Raw genomic sequence first — 17,859 nt, forward strand, 5'->3', positions numbered from 1 at the left:
CGAAGTCGGAGCCGCTTTTTCCAGGACTATGGAACGACAATTCGGCAAATGTCGTTGCGGCCTATGCGAGCCGCAGCCGCGCCCTCAGCTTGGCTACGAATTGCATCGCGGCGGCGGGATAAAACAGCCAGGTCAGCCCGAAGAAAACCACTGCGCCAGCGGCGCCGCCGGCGACGAGCGGGAAGATGGCCGGCAGATTGCCGAGCAGAGCGCTGGCAAGGCTGGCGGCCAGCCCGGTGCTGAGCGAGATGACGACCGAAACGCCGATGTCGCGCCATGGCACCGGCACCGGGGTGAGCCGTTCGCTGATGATGATGCAGGCTAAAAGGCCTGCCAGCGATCCGCCCGCCAGCGCCAAAGCAGCGCCGACCTCCGCCATCGGCGGGATCAACAGCACGGACAATGCGATTGTCGCCACCGAGCCGAAGGAATTGGCGATGATCAGCAGCCACGGCCGCTTGTGCGCGTGTACCACGGTGCCATAGACGAAGCTGGCGAGATTGGCACACAGCACGCTGAAGGCGATGATCGGAAAGAGCAGGCCGAAACGGCCGTGATATTCGGCGGGCAGCAGGAGCTGCGTGATATCGCTGCTGAGTGCGACCAGCATCGCTGCAACCGGCAGGCAAAGGCGCATCATCAAGGCCATCAATTGCGACAGCAGCCGGCCCGATGCCGCAGGCCCGTCGTCGTCGAACCGACTGACCACCTCGGGAAAGGCGCCCATGTTGATGGAGTTGGCGACCATATCGATGGGCTGGCGGGCCAGTGCATAGGCTGCGGCGAAGATCGCCACTGCGCCGGCATCGTAATAGATCTTGAGGAACACACGCTCGGCGCTGTGCAGGCCGAAGCCTACCAGCGCCATGATGACCAGGGGCACGCCGAGGACGAAGAACTCCTTTTGGGTAAAGCGTGGCGGACCGGCAATGACGCGTCGGGATGCCATTATGCCCGCCACGATACCGGCAATCAGCACACCGAGGCTGGAGCCGATCGATACCGTCAGAAAGGAATCTTGAAATAGGACGATGGCGCCGATCGGCAGCGCGAGTTGCAGCACGGCGCGCAGGAACTCGAGCATCGAATAGACTGAATGACGCTGCTGCATCTGCAGCACCGTCAACGCGAAACGGCCGATGGAACCGGCGATCAGGTAGCTGCAGACGGCGATCGCGAACTCGACCCAGCGCTCCGGCACGACCACTGCCGAGGCAGCCACGGATATAATCAGCGCCAGTGCCGTGCTGGCAAGCAACACCCGCCCGGCCAGCATCAGGCTGCCGCGGCTGACGTCGCCTTTGCCGCCAAGCCTGAGCAAAGCGATGCGCAGCCAGTTGGTTACGGCAACGTCGGTCATTTCGCCGACGGTCACCACCAGGGTCAGCAGGCCATACTCGGTCTGATCGATCAACCGCGTCACGATGACCAGCAGGAGCAGCGCGGAAATCCGCGTCAGCAGGATCGCCGGGGCATAGATGAGCGTGGAGCGCAGCAGCAAAGGGTTGTCCCCGAAAATTCACCTTCGTTAACCGTCGACCGGCGGAAAATCCAGCGTGATGACGGCAAAGGGTGAACAGATTCAGTTTGAACTAACGGATTCGTAGTAAACCCTATTTGAAACCTTTGCTTTGTCGTTCCGAAATGGAGTCATGTTGCAGCGTCCGGTTCACAATCAAAAGGTCCACGTCCTTGTCGCGACGCCTTCGGGCGTTTCGGGGCAGGGCGGGATCGACCGCATCATGGGGGCGCTGAAGCAGGAGTTCGAGCGGCAGGAGATCGCCGACATCGATGTGCGCTTCCTTGCCAGCCGCGGCCCGGGGCATGTCGGATTTTCGATCTTCTATATGTTTGACTTTTGCTTGCGCATGCTTGCGGCGCGTTTGGGCAAGCGCGCCGATGTCATCCACATCAATATATCAGTCTCCGGCAGCACCTATCGCAAGATGGTGATCGCCGCCTGCGCACGGCTGCTGTCGATACCCTATGTCCTGCATTTGCACGGGGCGGAGTATGAGACATTCTGGAAAGACGATCGCAGTTTCATGAGCCGCCGCATCGAAGCTCTGTTCGAGCGTGCCGGTCGGGTGATCGTCTTGGGCGGGCTTTGGCGCGACTTCGTCGCCAGCCGGGCACCGCGGGCGACCGACAATATCGTCATCGTTCCCAACGCCACGGCGATTCCCTCCTTGGCGCATGTCGGTGGCGGCGACCATGTGCATATCCTGTTCCTTGGCCGCATCGGCGACCGCAAGGGCGTGCCGCAATTGCTGGATGCGCTGCACCGCATGGAGCCGATCAGGAGTTGGCGCGCGACGATCGCCGGCGATGGCGACGTCGAGGCGGCACGGATGAGAACGGCCGAACTGGGCCTTGCCGAGCGCGTTACCCTTCCTGGCTGGGTCGGGCCCGACGAGGTCGCTTCGCTGATCGCTTCGGCGGACATTCTGGTCCTGCCCTCCTTTGCCGAAAACCTCCCCGTCTCGGTCATCGAAGGTATGGCCGCAGGTCTGGCGGTAGTGACGTCGCCTGTCGGCGCCGTGGAGGATATCATCACAAGCGAGCAATCCGGGTTGCTGGTGCCGCCCGGCGATGTTGCGGCGTTGACCGAGGCGCTGACACGGCTGGTCGAGAATCCGGCATTGAGAGCCAGGCTTGGTGCTGCCGCGATGGCCGTGCATCGGGAACGGCTTGAGCTCGCACCGTTCGTCGGTGCGATCTGCGACGTCTGGAGGTCGGTCGCGTTAAAGCCTCAATCGGTCAAGCGCTGACGCTGTCCTGTAAACATGGACGCTGAGGTTGCGCGCCGTCGCTTGAGTGCGCAGGTGAGCCTAAGACGAGCAGCTGCGGGTCGAGCGCGACACCGATCCCATTGGCGTCACTGCGGCGCTCCAAGCGCGAATTCGCGATGGAATATTTCCAAATTCAACAGCGCCCATATTAGCTTTTCGTGGTCTGCCGCACCCTTGGTGTGCTCCGAGACAATTTGATCAAGGTATTTCGCGCTCAAATAGCTGCGAATGACGGATTGAGAGGAGCAAAGATGGTCGTGCACGTAGTTCCTCATCGACCCGCGAAACCATTCGGCGACAGGCACCTTGAACCCGATCTTGCGGCGGTTGAGAATTTCCTCAGGAAGCATGTTCGCCATGCTGTTGCGCAAGATCAGCTTACCCTTCCGCCAACCCACCTTGTAGCGATCGGGCAATTTGCTGACGAACGCAACCAGATCGCGATCGAGGAACGGCATTCTTCCTTCGATTGAACCGGCCATCATCATCCGGTCGCCTCGTTCCAAGAGATTGTCGGGCAACCACGATGTCTGATCGAAAAACAGCGCCCGGCGAAGATGGGATGCCTTCGCGCTTGAGGAGAACGGGAAGTCGTTACGTTCATTGCCGCAATTGGCCGGCGCACCGATGAGGCGACCGTGTTCCCGCGCTGTCATGGCTCCAAACCAGGAGATCATCCGGGCGGCAAAGTCTCTTTCACCCGCGCTTCGGGCAAATGTATCGAACTTGGCCGATGCGCCAGGCATGGCGCGTATCAAAGGGGCGAGGAGGTTATTGTGGAGCAAGACTGGAACGAGCGACCGGTAAATTCCAGCCAGTGACTCTGCGCGATGTTTGGGATACCCGCCGAGAATCTCGTCTGCCCCTTCCCCTGTGAGCACCATCTTGACGTCCTGCGAGGCTCGCTCCGACATCAGGTAAATTGGAATGTCCGAACTTTGTGAAACAGGCGCGCCCAGATGGCGAATCAACTTGGGCAGTTGGTCAATCAGGTCGTTCGCTTCAATGACCAGTTCGCAATGATCAGTCTTGAAATGATCGGCGACGCGTCGCGCGAATGGGAGTTCACTATAGGCCGGTTCGCTGAAACCGACCGAAAAAGTACGAATGGGCTTGTCGCTGTGCTTGGTCATCAGGGCGACGATTGCTGACGAATCGAGGCCTCCGGAGAGAAAGGCGCCAAAGGGTGCATCGCTGCGCATTCTGATCTCGACGGAATGGTCGAGCAGCTCCAGAAATCGTCGCTTGGCGGTTTCGTCTTCGATATCCTCGGTCAGATCCGTTTGATCTGGAGGCGTATAATAGCGCGTTTCCGTCACGGTCCCTTGCGACCAAACGGCATAGCTTCCGGGGTTGAGTTTGCGGATTTGTTTAAAAAGCGTGCGCGGTCCAGGCACGTAACGCCAGCGCAAATACTCGTGCACGGTGTCTAGATCGAGCTGCGCTTTTGGCTGCGATGACAACAACGCGTTGATCTCCGAGGCAAACGACAGCAATTTTTCGCTTTGCATGAGATAAAGGGGCTTTTTGCCGAAGGGATCCCGGCCGAGGATCAATTCGTGCCTCTGAGCATCCCAGAGCGCAAAAGCGAACATGCCGCTCAATCGGTCAAACATGGACAAGTGCCACTGATCGTAAGCTCTGAGCAGCACCTCAGTGTCGGAGCGCGTTCGAAAATGATGACCGAGGCCGATCAGTTCCTGGCGCAACTCGATGTAGTTGTATATTTCGCCGTTGAAAATAATTCTGAGACGGCCGTCGTCGATAGGCATCGGCTGATTTGATTCGGCGTTTAAGTCAATAATCGCCAGGCGGCGGTGCACCAATGCCAATTGGTTCTCGCCGGTATTCAAGTCCAGGAACTCGATGCCTTCGGCATCGGGACCACGATGCCGCAATGTGCTGGACATTTTGGCGGCCCGATCTTGTGGATTCTCGACCCTCGGGCCGATCCAGCCGGCAATTCCACACATTATCTCTTCCCTGGGCGCGCGTATTCGCGACTCTGTTTACGACGAATGTATCAAACACTTGGTTGCTGACAAACCGGATCACGAGGAGAAGCCGCCAAGGTGGTTCAAAGCTGGGCTTGACTGATTGACCAAAACTCTGCGGCCTGATTTAAGTGCCACCGACGGTTGCGGCCGCAGACCGTAGCTCCTGCCGTTGCGTGATTTGATGCTCCCCCGTGCAGCGGGGTAATGGCAGCTATGGCAGGCCCAGTGCCCGCAACATCTCCAAGTCCGGGACCGCAGGCCCTTCGGGCCGGATGACGGTCATCCCATGGGGATTGGAGAATTCCCAGACAGACCACGGTATCGCGAAGCGTTCCGCCTGCTGGCGCACCGCCTTGAGATAGCGCAGGCGGTCAGCGTCGAATGCGCCCATGCGGCCGTCGGCAGAGATGAGGATGACACCGAATTCGCCCATGAAGAGCCGCCGGCTTGGAATGCCATGCGCCTCGGCCCAGTCGACCGCCTGACGGAAGCTCGCCTCGAGTTGGTTCGGGCCCCAATTGTGCTCGAAATATCGGGCGATTGCTTCACGCGCCGCGACCATGTTCATCACCTGCTCGACCGGGCTCAAGCCGGCGGCGTCCATCTGCGCCTTAAGGGTTTCGGTCACTTTTTGGGGCGTGCTGCTGTCGGCTGGCCAGGGAAGGCCCGAGGCGAAGGCGCCGGTCCTGTCGGGCCGTTGGTGCGTGAAACTGTGCGGCTCATACATATGGAAGCTGTAGTAGAGGTTCGGATCGTCAAAGCCCGGGTTGAGATTGACCAGTCCGGCAATGCTGCCGCCACAGGCGCCTGTTGCGACGATGGTGAGCTCGCTGCTGACTGCGCGAATATCGCGGACCGTGTCTGACATGATCCGCTGCCAGTCATCGCTCCCGCTCGAATCACAAGGGTAGTATGCCGGCTCGTTGTAAGGCTCGAGGGCTACCTTGTCGGTGCCAACCCTGGCCAGCATGGTGGCGACCGCCACAACCATTTCGCGATAGCTGGCAACGCCTTCGCTGTCGGCACCGTCATAGATCATCTCCATGCTGTAGGCCGGAACCTGGGTGACGCCGTGCAGGTCGAAAACCACCTTGAGGCCGGCCGACGTGACCCGCTCGACCGCGGCGGCAAGTATGTCCAGCGCCTGCTGGCGTTTGGCGCCCTCGCTGGCAAGCAGAGGGCCGGGGTCGACGCTCAGCCGGACGAAGTCGAAGCCCATCGATCGAATGCGCGCAAACGCTTCGCCATCGGGCCAATCGGTGAGCGGCCTATGTCCAGTGCGCCACTCCTGCTCGCTGCGATAGGGCGGCCAACTGTAGGATCCATCGTCCTCTACCGGCGACCAGTTGAGCCATTCATGCACACCAACGCCGCGCTGGAGCGGGATCGGCGCAGCGTTGGCGGCTATCGCCATGCCGAGCATCCACGCTGCAACACACGCCATTCTTCTCATCGCCACTCTCTCCGTATCATGGTCGGAGATATTAACCGCAGGATCGGAAAAGAGGATTGCGGTCGCGCGGCTTTTCGACAGCATGGTATATAAGAACCGAAACCTTGGCGGAGCGCGTATGAGAATCGGCTGGTACATCAACCGGTTGCGCAGCATGGAGCCGGCTGAGGTGTTGCACCGGCTGGGCGAGCAGCGTCGAAGGATCGCTTCGCGCCGCCGCGACGACGGCTGGGAGCGCTATGCTTCGCCCCGGTTGCACCCGGTGCTGCGTGGATTGCGCGATGCTGCGCTGGCTGCGACACCGGCACAACGGCAAGCCATAGCGGCGGCGGCGCAAAATACGCTTGCGGGCCAGTTTTCCGCACTTGGGCGGATATGGCCGCGGCGCGATCCCAATCGGCTGTTTCCTCCCGAGCTTTGGCGCCTGGATCCGGTGACCGGCAGGCTTTGGCCGGGTGCCGAGGCCCATACTTTCGATATCGATTTTCGCCATGGCGGCGGCCGCGGCGATGTAAAATACGTGTGGGAGATCAACCGGCTGCAGCGGTTGCCGCCACTGGCCGCCCACCTGCTTCTCGCCGGCGACGACCAGTCCCGGAGGGCCATACAGGCGGCGATCAACAGCTGGCATTCAGCCAACCCGCCGTTTCGGGGGGTTGGCTGGGCCTCCGGCATCGAAGTCGCGCTGCGCGCCATCAGCCTGATTGTCACCATGGACCTCGTCGGCGACCGATTAGGCGCGGCGACACGGCAGCAAGTGGGCGAAATACTGGCGGCAAGCGCCTATTGGCTGCCGCGGTTCCCCTCCCGGTTTTCCTCCGCCAACAATCATCTCGTCGCAGAACTGGCTGGCGAGTGTCTGATCGGCCTGGCGTTGGGGGCTGCAGCCGACGCTGCACGCGGCGCCCTCCAGGCTGAGGCGGGCAAGCAGATTCTCGCCGATGGCGCCGGTGCCGAGCAGACCCCGACATACGCGGCCTTCACCGCCGAACTCATCTTGCTGTGCGCCGCTGCGGCACGCCAGGCCGGAACGCCGCTTGCCTCGCCCGTCGAAGCGCGCCTGGCCGCTTTTGCCAATTTCGTCGCCTGGCTGCCACCAGCCGCCGGCTTTGGCGACAATGACGAAGGTCGCGTGCTGACGCTCGGGGACGAGCCGGACTATGTCCAATCCGTCGCCGCCGCCATCCATGGCTTTCTAGGGATGCCGGGCAACGCGGCGGAGCCAGACGATTTTCGTGCCCTTTTCTTTGGCACGCCGTCGGAACCGGCACCGGTGTCGCATGGGCTGCAAACGTTCACGCAAGGCGGGCTCTCCGTCTGGCGCGGTGAGATGAATGGCCGCAGCATCGATCTGACATTCGACCACGGCCCGCTGGGCTATCTCTCGATAGCGGCTCACGGCCATGCCGACGCGCTGTCGCTCACCTTGTGCATCGATGGCGAGCCGGTGCTGGTCGACCCCGGCACCTGGCTCTACGGTTCGGGGGGCGTCTGGCGCGACTGGTTCCGCTCAACACCGGCGCATAACACGCTGAATATCGAGGGCAAAAGCCAAAGCATCATCGCCGGAGAGTTCAACTGGTCGCACAGGGCGATTGCGGAGTTGGTGGAGAGCGAGCCGGGAACGCACTGGAAACTGCGCGCCCGCCATGACGGGTATAGAAGCCGCTTCGGCGTCGTGCATCAGCGCACCGTGACGCACCAGGCCGACGGGATCGTCGTGACCGACCAACTGCTCGGCGGCAGGCGCGTGGCCGAGGTCGTCTTTCAACTCGCAGCCGGCCTCGGCGCCAACCGGGACGAAAGCACGGTCATGGTGCTGCGCGGCGATGAGCCGCTGATAGCCATTCGCTTTCCGGACGCTGCGGTCGACATCCGCGCCGGCGGCGACGCACCGGGGCAGGGCGGCTGGGTTTCACCGCGTTTTGGCGCCAGGCAGCCGGCCGAACGCATCGCCTGGCGTGGCGAAGTGGGCGAAGACGGAATTGAGATATACCTCGCGGCAATCCCCCCGCCGCTATGATAGAGACCGACGCTGCAGCAGAGCGGCCTGTCCGGTGTTCCGGCCATATTCGAGATTAATTACCTCAGGACATTTAGCGTTTTGTTACGGTTGAACTGCTAGTCTGGCGCAAATCCGGCATGCTTTTGCTCGTTGCAGCCGCAATAGCCACCTGGTTGCCGGCAACATGCAGTAGGTTTGGCAAGTTTCTTGCTTCGCAATTTGCCGGACGGCCATTTTACGGCCTAGGAGCCACCGCAACGATGTTTTCTGAATTCGCCGGATTGATTGTGGAAAAGCTTTCGAACGTCGATCTGGTGACGCTCGGCCTCCTGTTTTTCACGGCACTGGGGAGCGCGGTGATCGCTTACTGGCGAACTGTCGAGCATAAGTCCTTCAGGGACTTTTTCGATTTCGCTTTCCCGGCGGAAGTCATCCTGCACCCGTCGGCAAGAGCGGATGTCCTATTTTGGGTCACCAAACGGGCGATAATGCCTTTCCTGCTCATCCCTGCTGGCGCCACCTTCGTTGCCGCCGTCGGCTATGGGACCCACCACGCAATCGGCTGGCTGCTTGATATCCAGGCGCCGCTCATCGATGGCCCGGCCGGACCGGTGACGATCGTCGTCTTCACCGCAACCATGCTGATCGCCTACGACATTTCATACTATCTCTACCATGTCGCCCAGCACCACTTCCCGTTCCTGTGGGAATTGCACAAAGTGCATCATTCGGCCGAGGTGATGGTGGGAATCACCAAGGATCGGGTTCATCCGCTGGACGACCTGATGAACCGCATGTGGGATGGCGTCATCCCGGGGATCTGCTTCGGCATCTGGAGCCTGATCGGGCTCGATCCGGTAGAGATCGCCATCTTCGGCATCAACGTCTATGTCATCCGCAACATCCTGATGATGGACTTTGTTCGTCATACCCATTTCAAGATTTCCTTCGGCCCGTTGAACAACGTCATCTTGTGTCCGCACTGGCACCAGGTGCACCACAGCATCGACCCTCGCCACTACGACAAGAATTTTGGCCTGCTGTTTTCGTTCTGGGATCGCCTCTTCGGGACGCAGTTTGTCCCGGATCCGGATGAAGACCTCAAATTTGGCCTGATAGATCGCGATGTGCGCGACTATCAATCGCTCTTTGGGCTTTACATCCTGCCGCTCAGGAAGATGGGAGGGCATCTCCGCAGACCGTTCCAGAGGCGTCCCGATGCCATCGCACAGGATCGTTCCCCTTCATGAACACCATTGTTTCGATTGACGCTTCGAGCGCAGAGCGCCTGGAAGTTGTCCGTTCGGCGGATCGCCTGGCTGCGATCGAAGCCGATTGGGTGCATCTCTGGCATCGCACCGATGGGCTGGTCTTTCAGAGTCATGCCTGGATTTCGGCCTGGTGGAATACCGTAGCGGACCGTGACCAGCGCGCGCTGCGGATCGGCCTGGTCTGGAATGGTGGCAGGCTCGTTGCTGTCCTTCCCATGGCGATCCGCAAGCGCAAGGGCCTGCGGTTTCTCGAATGGGCGGCCAACAGCTATACCGATTACGGCGATATTCTCGTTGCTCCGGAATGCTCGTCATCGGCCCTGCAGGACGTATGGGCCCGGATCTGTGACGCCGGTGGCTTCGATATTGCCTTTCTTAATCGTCTCTTGCCGGGTGCGGCGGCCCGCAAGAGTTTCACTCCGGATACCTCCAGCGGGATCAGGCTTCGGCCCAATCACAGGGAGGAAGTCAGTTATCGCGTCGCCGGACAGTGGGCGAGCGGAGCCGCGTGGTTCGCGGAGCAATCGAAAAAGACGCGGCAGAACTATCGGCGCGGCGTCAAGACGTTGGAAGAAGCCGGGGAAATGAAATTTCGCCTGCTTGCGCCAGACGAGCCACTGCAGCCGGTACTGGACCGGCTCTCTGCGCTGAAGCGCAGATGGCTGGTCGAGCGCAAGCGTGAATCGCAACTTTTCGAAGAGGGAGCGCCGGTACTGGCCGCACTCGTTGACGCGCTGGCGCGCGCCGGCGTGCTGCACATTTTCGTACTTGAATGCGATGGCGCGATGGTCGCGGTTTCCATCAACTTCGTCCAGCACCACACCATGATGGCGTTCGTGACCACTTTCGATCCGGATTTCAGCCAGGCGTCGCCGGGCATGATCCTGATGATGGACTACATACAGTGGTCGTTCGATCACGGCTTGAGCGCGGTCGATTTCCTGTGCGGCGCAGAGGCGTTCAAGCATAAATTCGCAACGCAAGGTGTCGTCCTGCAATCCGTTCTTGGGACGCGCACGGCGCAAGGCTCGCTTGCTTCCCTTGCCGATCGTATGCGTCAGAGGGTCCGGCATGCAGGGCGCGGATTGGCAACGACAGCTTGATTTTCGGCTTGATCGGCGCCGGAACGCCGTGTCCAACCGGTAATGGCAAGCGGTGCCCTATCGCTTCCGGGTCGCCGGCAGCACGAACTGCTCACAGTGCCGATTGCGTCTGATCTGGAACGACCCGCCAGACCTTGTTGCCGACATCATCCGCCACCAGCAGGGCGCCGCGCCGGTCTATCGCCACGCCCACAGGACGGCCAAAAGCCTTGTCGTCCTCGCTCAGGAAGCCGGTGAGGATGTCCTGGGGCGGGCCGGAGGGCCTGCCGCCGGTAAACGGCACGAAAATCACCTTGTAGCCGCTGTGCGGCCTGCGGTTCCACGAGCCATGCTGCCCGACGAAAGCGCCATTCCTGTATTGAGGACCGAACAGGTCGCCTGTGTTGAAGGTCAGTCCCAATGAAGCCGTGTGCGCCCCGAGCGCATAGTCCGGCTTGATCGCCTGGGCGACGAGGTCGGGCCGCTGCGGCTTGACGCGATTATCGACGTGCTGGCCAAAATAGCTGTAAGGCCAGCCATAGAAGCCGCCATCCTTCACCGAAGTCATGTAATCCGGCACCAGATCGCTGCCGATCTCGTCGCGCTCGTTGACGACGACCCAGAGCTCACCGCTTTGCGGGTGCCACGACAGGCCGTTCGGATTGCGCAGGCCGGAGGCGAAGGGACGCGTCTGCTTCGAGGCGAGATCGATCTCCAGCACGGCGGCGCGGTTCTGCTCTGCCTCCAGGCCGTTCTCGCCGACATTGGAATTGGATCCGACCGTCGCATAGAGCTTCGTGCCGTCCTGCGAGGCGGTCACGTCCTTGGTCCAGTGGTGGTTCCTCCCCGCAGGCAGGTCGACGATCTTCTCCGCTGGTGCGGTGATCTCGGTCGCACCCTCCTGGTAGGGAAAGGCCACGATTGCATTGGCGTTGGCGACGTAGAGCTTGCCGTTGAGCAGGGTCATGCCGAATGGCGAGAACAGCCCGGTGAGAAAGGCGGTTCTGGTTTCCGCCACCCCGTCGCCGTCCTGATCGCGCAGCAGCGAAATGCGATTGGCGGTATGCGTCCCCGCGCCGGCCTGACTCTGGAAGAAATCGACGAAGAAGCGGCGTATGCTGAAGCCCTCCTCCGGCCTGGGCGGCGCATTGCTCTCGGCCACCAGCACGTCGCCGTTTGGCAAAACATACAGCCAGCGCGGATGGTCGAGCCCGCCGGCATATTCGTTGACTGCAAATCCCTGGGCCGCTGTCGGCTTCGTGCCCTGCGGCCACGGCGTGGCCCTGGCGACATGGACGGTCGGCAGCCAGGTCGGATTGGGCTCCGGCAGGGTCGGGTTGGGGCCATAGGTCTCGGCGATCGGAACGGTCGCCTCTTCGCGGGACAGGAAGAAAATCGCTCCCGCGGCAATTACGAAAACAATGATCAGCATGAGAAGGGCGGTAACCAAGTTATTCACCAGAACCTCGAAAAAGTCGAAAGAACCCAAACGCACCTATCGCGTTGCGGTTGCGGACGGAGCGGCCGATCGGGAGAAGTAGGCCGCAAGCGCGCGGACGTCGTCGTCCGTCAGACCCTTCGCCGCATTGACCATGAGATGGCCGAAGCGCGTTCCACCCCGCTTTCCCGCCCTGAACAGCCCAAGCTGCGTCTCGATGTAGCGCGCCGGCTGGCCGGCGATCGAGGGATAGAGTGGGCTGCGGTCGTGTCTTCCGTGACAGCCGAGACAGGCGGGCACATTGGCCTCCTTGACGCCCCTCTCGGCGATTTCCTTGCCGCGCCGGACAAGTGCTGGATCACCCCCGTCGCCGGGGTGCATCGCCGGCAGGGCAGCGAAATGCTTGGCCAGGTCCGGCCAGAGTTGAGGCCCTGCCGCAATGGCGGGCGGGCTCATCAACCCGCTTGCCCGGCCTTCCTCGGCATAGGCACGCAGGCTTTCAAGGAGATAGGCCTCGCTCTGCCCGGCCAGAACGGGTATCGCGGAACCGCGCCCAAAACCGTCCTCGCCGTGGCAGCGGGCGCAATCCGCGAGCGCTTGCGGCAGGGTTCCGGCAGCGTCTGCAGGAGGCGCAGGCCTTTCGCCATAGGCGAGATCACGATAGCTGGCTTCGTCCATCGACGGCAGTTCGCGCAGCAAGGCGACCATCGCCCAGACCTCGTCGTCGCGTTCCTGCGTCGGCCAGGCCGGCATGCCGGTGAAACGCACGCCGTGCTTGACGATACGAAAAAGTTCCGCGTCCGACCATTCGCCGATGGTCCCGGCAAGGTCAGGCGGCTGCGGCAGCATTCTCATGACGACAGGAGATCGCGGCTCGCCCGGCGCACCGTGACAGATGGCGCAGCCGCGCGCGAAATGCCCGGCGGCCGGCTGAATCGCATGCCGCGGCAGAGCCTCTGGAACGTCGACCGCCAGGGCATAGGTGCGCACAGCCGATCGCATGGCGAAATGGAGAAACCATTCCGTGATCTTCCAGTGGCCGCTCGAAGCACCGACATTGAAAAAGCCGATCCAGGCCGCCAGCACCACGACGAAGGGCAGAATGGCAAGCGCTATGGCGAGCTTCTTCCAACTGATATGCATCAGACCGTCTTTCGCGGTGGTGTGGCGAGGATGCGCGCGAAAAGCGTCACGCCGCCGGCCACGTACACCGCGGCGCCGACCAGAAGCATGATGACGCCGCCAAGTTCCTGATCTTGCTGGGCGGAAAGCGCGACGCCGAAGCAGCTTGTCTCCCCGGTCCCATAAAGCGGCCGCGGGGTCAGCGCCAGCAGCGCGCCGAGCAAGGTCATGTGGATGGACGTCACAAGCAGGGCAAAGGCGCCGGCGGCATTGCCTGTGGTGTCCGAGCCGCGGCGCGGCAGGCAGGCCAGCCACAGGAACAGCCCGGCGGCGAGGAACGTGGCCTGCTCGACAGCGGTGACAAACAGCGAGCTTTGCGCCAGAGCCCGCAAGGCCGGTGCGTGCCAGGACCAGACGATCATGAGTTCGACGAGGGAGGCGGGTAGCGCGAGGGTGAACGCCCGGCTTGCACCTGGTGTCGGGCTGAGCGGGATCCCAATCGCCATCAGCGGCGCTGCGATCGCCACCACTCCCATATGCGCCAGCATGTGCGCCGAAAACGAATCCCGCCAGCCATCGAGCAGCGGCCCGAGCCAGACTAGGGCGAGGACAAGGATGCCGAGGATGAGGCAGGCGCGTCTCACCGGATACACTCCGTCAGGAACAATGCGGGCATCGCGGTGAAGATCACGGCGATGAAGCTGAGACCCGAGAGCAGCAGCGTCGCAAAGCCCTGGAACAGGGTCCGGTCGCGTCTCGTCGGATCGTCATGCGGCGGATCGTCTGTGCCGAAGCCCCATTGCCGCCAGGCGAGCCATGCTGACAGCGCGATCAGCGACAGGGCGATCACGGTGGCGGCGGCGATGCCGGCGCGCACAGCGCTGAAACTCAGCCCGACAAGCTCGGGCTTGGCGCAATAGATCGCCGCGCCGATATAGCAAACAAGGAAATGCGCAGCCCACACCACCGGCGCGGTGAACAGCGTCCACAGTGTCTCGATCTGTTTCGGGACGAGCCGCATCGCCGCCTCACATCGCTGCCGGAAAAAGGCCAATGATGGCGAAGGTGATGACGGCGGCAATCAGCAGGAAATGCCAGTAGAGCACCACATTGCCTAGATCCAGGTCATGCTTCGGCGTCAGTCGGCCGGCCAGCGAGCGGGCCAGGCAATAGGCCTGCATGACCGTGCCGAGCGCCGCATGGGCGAGCACCCAGGTCACCAGGATCCACACGATTGCGGGATAGACGTGGCGCGTCGGGTCCATGCCTGGAGACAACGGCGCGGCCAAGCCTGCGGCGGACGCGGCAACGGTCGTCAGCAGGGACAGCACCAGCAAGCCGCGCATAGTGGCCGTAGCGCCGCGCCTGTTGACCGTGCGTGCCGCTACCATCAGGCCCCACGCCGCAGCGAACAGGCTGGCAGCGACCAGCGACCAGACCGCATCCGGCCCGGCAATCCCCGCGGTGAAGTCGGCATGGATCGTCCAGTAGAAGAAATAGCCGAAGATGAGGCTGGCGAAGGCGGTGCCGTCGCCCACCATGGTGATGAACATCGCCCACCAGCCGACCGAATCGGAGCCGGAGGCATAAAGCGGCAGGCTGAGGCCGAGGCCGACATCCTTTTCCGGCTTCTCGGGGATTTCGCCAGTGCCCGTCCAGAGCCAGTAGATGACGGCGCAAAAGCAGATGATTGCGGCCAGCGCCGTCGCGATCCACCAGTGGAAGGTAAGCGCGATGAAGGCGCCTCCGAGCGAAAGAGCCGAGACGATGGTGACATGGGAGGTGCCGCCGACGCGCAGCACCTGGACGGGTTCGGCGTCGAGCACGCTGGTGACCAGTCCCTCGCGCCATCCCTCTTCCGCGTCGGGCAAATAATAGCGGCCTTCATTGACCTTGCGGGCAAGGTCCTTCTGGTCCCACAAGGGGTAGCGGCTGCGCACGATGGGTATCGAGCGGACGCCCCAGTTCTCCTCCGGCTCCGAAACCCATTCCAGCGTGCCGGCATTCCACGGGTTGAATTCGCCGCGCGGCTGCCGGTGCTTCGGCCTGAGCACGTCGAAGACGACCACCAGCACCCCCGCGGCGAAAATGAAGGCTCCGGCCGTCGAGATCAGGTTCAGCCAATCCCAGCCGATTTCGGCTGGATAGGTGAAGACGCGGCGGGGCATGCCGCGCAAGCCGCTCACATGCATGGGGAAAAAGGCGATGTTGAAGCCGCAGAACATCAGCCAGAAGGCGAGCCGCCCCAACCGGTCGGAGAGCTTCTTCGCGTCGATCAGCGGGTAATAGTAATACAGCCCGGCCACGACCGGGAAAAGCATGCCGCCGATCAGCACATAATGGAGATGCGCAACGACAAAATACGTGTCGTGGGCCTGCCAGTCGAAGGGTGCGAGCGCCACCATGACGCCTGTCAGTCCGCCGATGACGAAGATGGCAAGCCCTCCGGTGCCGAACAGCATCGGGGTCGAGAAGATCACCCGGCCGGCCAGCATGGTGGCGATGAAGACGAAGATCTGCACGCCGGTCGGGATCGCCACCGCCTCGGAGGCCGCCGAGAAGAAGGCCAGCGAGATCTGCGGCAGTCCTGTCGCAAACATATGGTGCACCCACAGCCCAAAGGAGAGGAACCCCGTCCCGACTGCCGCGAGCACGATCCAGGAATAACCGACGATTGGACGCTGCGAAAAAGTCGGCACGATCATGGCCATCAGCGCAATGGCCGGCAGGAAGATGATGTAGACTTCGGGATGGCCGAATATCCAGAACAGGTGCTGCCACAGCAGCGGGTCGCCGCCGCGCGCTGCATCGAAGAACGGCCAATCGAACATCCGTTCCATCTCGAACAGGAGGTCGCCGGCGATCAGCGGCGGGAAGGCGAACAGGATCATTCCGGCAACGATCAGCAGGTACCAGGCGAAGAGCGGCATCAGGTTGATGCGCATGCCGGGCGCGCGGCATTTCATGATGCCGACGATGAGCTCGACGGCGGCCGCGATCGAGGCGACTTCGATGAAGGAAAGGCCGAGCAGCCAGATGTCGGCGCCAATGCCGGAGAACTCCTTGTCGGTGGCGAGCGGCGGATACATGAACCAGCCTGCCGACGGCGCCGCATTGAAGAAGATCGAGCCGCAGACGAAGATACCGCCGAGCAAAAAGCTCCAGAAACTGAAGGCTCCGAGGCGCGGAAACGGCATTTCGCGGGCGCCCAGCATCGGCGGCAGCAGGAAGATCGCGACCGCCTCGAAGATCGGCACCGCGAACAGGAACATCATCACCGTGCCGTGCAGGGTGAAAGCCTGGTTGAAGAAGTCGGCCGAGAGAAAATCGTTGTCAGGCACGGCGAGCTGCAGCCGCATCAGTAGCGCGAGCACGCCGGCAAACAGCATGAAGGCGAAGGCCGCCGAGCCGTACCAGAGGCCGATCTGGTAATTGTTCACCGAGGTCCAGTAGCGCCAACCGGTCGGATTGGCCCACACGGCGCGCAGCCGCTGTTCCTGCGCCTTGTATTCTTCCGGCGAACGCTCCTTGACCGCAGCGCTCATCGCAGGCCTCTCAGCCAGGCGGCTATGGCGCGAATGTCGTCCGGCGGCAACATGTCGAAGGCCGGCATCCTGGAGCCGGGCTTGATCAGGTCGGGCCGGGCGATGAAGCTGGCGACGGCGTCTTCGGTGTTGGGCAGGATTCCGGCTGCGACGGTGGCGCGGGAACCGACATGCGAAAGGTCCGGGCCGATCAGGCCGCGCGCATCGGTGCCAGCGACGAAATGGCAGGACCCGCAGCCATGGCGCAGGAACAGCGCGCCGCCGCTCGCGCCGGCCCCTTCCGCGGGAATTGCCTGGGCGGCAAGCCAGGACCGGAAGGCTTCGGGCGCCATCGCGACGGCCGAGAACGCCATCAGCGCGTGAGACGTGCCGCAATATTCCGCGCAGGGCCCGCGGAATATACCGGGTTTGGTGGCCATGATCGAAAGCCTGTTGGTGCGGCCGGGGATCATGTCCATCTTGCCGCCGAGCGGTGGGATCCAGAAGGAATGGATCACATCGGCGCTTTTCAGGGTCAATTCGACCCGCTCGCCGACCGGCAGCCTGATCTCGTTGGCAGACGCGACCGGCGGTCCCAGAGGAGGGTGATAGACAACTTCCCACCAGAACTGCCTGCCGGTGACTTCGATCCGCAGGGCGGCGGGGCTCGCCTGGGCGAAGGGCCGAAGGCCAGGCATCAGCCACAGCGCATAGGCGAGCAGCGCACAAAGCGTGACCGAGGGGAAGACTACGCCGCCCCAAAGGATGATGCTGCTGGCAGATTTTTCGGCCAGCCTGCGGCGATTGACCAGGGCTGCTTGAAGAAGCAGGCCGACCACGCCCAGCCAGATGACGGCGCCGCCGCTTAGCATGACCCAAAACAGCATTTCTATCTGCTGCGCTTCCGCTCCCGCGGGCTCAAGTGCCGACTGAGTGCTCGACTGGGCGCCGGCAGAGCCGCTCGCGAGCAACAATGACGCAGCTGACAGGCTGAAATATCGACCCATTTGCAACCCCTCCGCGGTAAACCGGCGAGAGGGGAGGAAGGTTCCGGGCAACTGAGCTTTCCAACTGGTGGAATGAACGTGTCGGTCGAGTCCGAATGTAGGTTCCAGCCGGCGGTTTTGCGTGTCGGCGGTTTTGCGCGCGAGTCTTGAGATGCGCACCGGGATTTG

The 17,859-nt window shown here is 62.3% G+C and carries 13 protein-coding genes; 4 read left to right on the plus strand and 9 right to left on the minus strand.

Translation table 11 applies throughout. The features are described from left to right. Positions 1 to 61: 61 nt before the first annotated feature. Entirely contained in the window at positions 62 to 1,501 is a 1,440-nt protein-coding gene (locus M727_RS0102760) for a polysaccharide biosynthesis C-terminal domain-containing protein (protein WP_027151376.1), read from the minus strand. Positions 1,502 to 1,652: 151 nt separating this feature from the next. Between M727_RS0102760 and M727_RS0102765 the strand changes: the two genes are divergently transcribed. After that, positions 1,653 to 2,771 (plus strand): glycosyltransferase family 4 protein, encoded by a 1,119-nt coding sequence (locus M727_RS0102765; protein ID WP_027151377.1) that lies wholly within the window; start codon positions 1,653 to 1,655, stop codon positions 2,769 to 2,771. A gap of 107 nt (positions 2,772 to 2,878) precedes the next feature. Here M727_RS0102765 and asnB read toward each other — a convergent pair whose 3' ends face one another. Both asnB and M727_RS0102775 read right to left on the minus strand, forming a co-directional pair. Continuing rightward, complete coding sequence (gene asnB, locus M727_RS0102770; protein ID WP_027151378.1) at positions 2,879 to 4,765, minus strand: asparagine synthase (glutamine-hydrolyzing); 1,887 nt, start codon at positions 4,763 to 4,765, stop codon at positions 2,879 to 2,881. Between the two features lie 235 nt (positions 4,766 to 5,000). Next, complete coding sequence (locus tag M727_RS0102775) at positions 5,001 to 6,203, minus strand: cellulase family glycosylhydrolase (RefSeq protein ID WP_245268377.1); 1,203 nt, start codon at positions 6,201 to 6,203, stop codon at positions 5,001 to 5,003. A 157-nt stretch (positions 6,204 to 6,360) separates the two neighbouring features. On the opposite strand from M727_RS0102775, the gene M727_RS0102780 reads away from it, so the two are divergent. From M727_RS0102780 to M727_RS35700, 3 genes are all read left to right on the plus strand, one after another. Beyond that, entirely contained in the window at positions 6,361 to 8,265 is a 1,905-nt protein-coding gene (locus tag M727_RS0102780; protein ID WP_027151380.1) for a heparinase II/III-family protein, read from the plus strand. Between the two features lie 242 nt (positions 8,266 to 8,507). Further along, a complete protein-coding gene (locus M727_RS0102785; protein WP_027151381.1) occupies positions 8,508 to 9,497 on the plus strand; it encodes a sterol desaturase family protein in 990 nt (329 codons plus the stop codon). Further along, positions 9,494 to 10,621, plus strand: coding sequence for a GNAT family N-acetyltransferase (locus M727_RS35700; protein WP_036261110.1), 1,128 nt, complete (start codon positions 9,494 to 9,496; stop codon positions 10,619 to 10,621). Before M727_RS0102785 ends, M727_RS35700 begins: the two co-directional genes overlap by 4 nt. Positions 10,622 to 10,712: 91 nt before the next feature. Here the strand turns inward: M727_RS35700 and M727_RS0102795 are convergent, their stop codons facing one another. The 6 genes from M727_RS0102795 to coxB form a co-directional block, all read right to left on the minus strand. Then, entirely contained in the window at positions 10,713 to 12,032 is a 1,320-nt protein-coding gene (locus M727_RS0102795) for a sorbosone dehydrogenase family protein (RefSeq protein ID WP_036261277.1), read from the minus strand. A 63-nt stretch (positions 12,033 to 12,095) separates the two neighbouring features. Continuing rightward, positions 12,096 to 13,181: a c-type cytochrome gene (locus M727_RS0102800; protein ID WP_027151383.1), complete on the minus strand. Its 1,086-nt coding sequence runs from the start codon at positions 13,179 to 13,181 to the stop codon at positions 12,096 to 12,098. Next, positions 13,181 to 13,804 (minus strand): cytochrome c oxidase assembly protein, encoded by a 624-nt coding sequence (locus tag M727_RS0102805; RefSeq protein ID WP_027151384.1) that lies wholly within the window; start codon positions 13,802 to 13,804, stop codon positions 13,181 to 13,183. Before M727_RS0102805 ends, M727_RS0102800 begins: the two co-directional genes overlap by 1 nt. Next, positions 13,801 to 14,181 (minus strand): hypothetical protein, encoded by a 381-nt coding sequence (locus M727_RS0102810; RefSeq protein ID WP_027151385.1) that lies wholly within the window; start codon positions 14,179 to 14,181, stop codon positions 13,801 to 13,803. The genes M727_RS0102805 and M727_RS0102810 overlap by 4 nt, the downstream gene beginning before the upstream one ends. 7 nt (positions 14,182 to 14,188) lie before the next feature. Further along, entirely contained in the window at positions 14,189 to 16,705 is a 2,517-nt protein-coding gene (ctaD, locus tag M727_RS0102815) for a cytochrome c oxidase subunit I (protein ID WP_027151386.1), read from the minus strand. After that, positions 16,702 to 17,691, minus strand: a complete 990-nt coding sequence (gene coxB / locus M727_RS0102820; protein WP_036261113.1) for a cytochrome c oxidase subunit II — start codon at positions 17,689 to 17,691, stop codon at positions 16,702 to 16,704. The genes ctaD and coxB overlap by 4 nt, the downstream gene beginning before the upstream one ends. Between the last annotated feature and the right edge of the window lie 168 nt (positions 17,692 to 17,859).

The organism is Mesorhizobium sp. WSM2561, from assembly GCF_000513915.1.
GTDB classification, from domain to species: domain Bacteria; phylum Pseudomonadota; class Alphaproteobacteria; order Rhizobiales; family Rhizobiaceae; genus Mesorhizobium; species Mesorhizobium muleiense.

What these genes read in the sequence shown, in the direction of transcription:
- coxB (WP_036261113.1), bottom strand. Translation starts at nt 17,691, where the DNA reads ATGGGTCGATATTTCAGCCTGTCAGCTGCGTCATTGTTGCTCGCGAGC.
- M727_RS35700 (WP_036261110.1), top strand. Translation starts at nt 9,494, where the DNA reads ATGAACACCATTGTTTCGATTGACGCTTCGAGCGCAGAGCGCCTGGAA.
- M727_RS0102775 (WP_245268377.1), bottom strand. Translation starts at nt 6,203, where the DNA reads ATGGCGATAGCCGCCAACGCTGCGCCGATCCCGCTCCAGCGCGGCGTT.
- M727_RS0102810 (WP_027151385.1), bottom strand. Translation starts at nt 14,181, where the DNA reads ATGCGGCTCGTCCCGAAACAGATCGAGACACTGTGGACGCTGTTCACC.
- ctaD (WP_027151386.1), bottom strand. Translation starts at nt 16,705, where the DNA reads ATGAGCGCTGCGGTCAAGGAGCGTTCGCCGGAAGAATACAAGGCGCAG.
- M727_RS0102800 (WP_027151383.1), bottom strand. Translation starts at nt 13,181, where the DNA reads ATGCATATCAGTTGGAAGAAGCTCGCCATAGCGCTTGCCATTCTGCCC.
- M727_RS0102765 (WP_027151377.1), top strand. Translation starts at nt 1,653, where the DNA reads ATGTTGCAGCGTCCGGTTCACAATCAAAAGGTCCACGTCCTTGTCGCG.
- asnB (WP_027151378.1), bottom strand. Translation starts at nt 4,765, where the DNA reads ATGTGTGGAATTGCCGGCTGGATCGGCCCGAGGGTCGAGAATCCACAA.
- M727_RS0102795 (WP_036261277.1), bottom strand. Translation starts at nt 12,032, where the DNA reads ATGCTGATCATTGTTTTCGTAATTGCCGCGGGAGCGATTTTCTTCCTG.
- M727_RS0102780 (WP_027151380.1), top strand. Translation starts at nt 6,361, where the DNA reads ATGAGAATCGGCTGGTACATCAACCGGTTGCGCAGCATGGAGCCGGCT.
- M727_RS0102785 (WP_027151381.1), top strand. Translation starts at nt 8,508, where the DNA reads ATGTTTTCTGAATTCGCCGGATTGATTGTGGAAAAGCTTTCGAACGTC.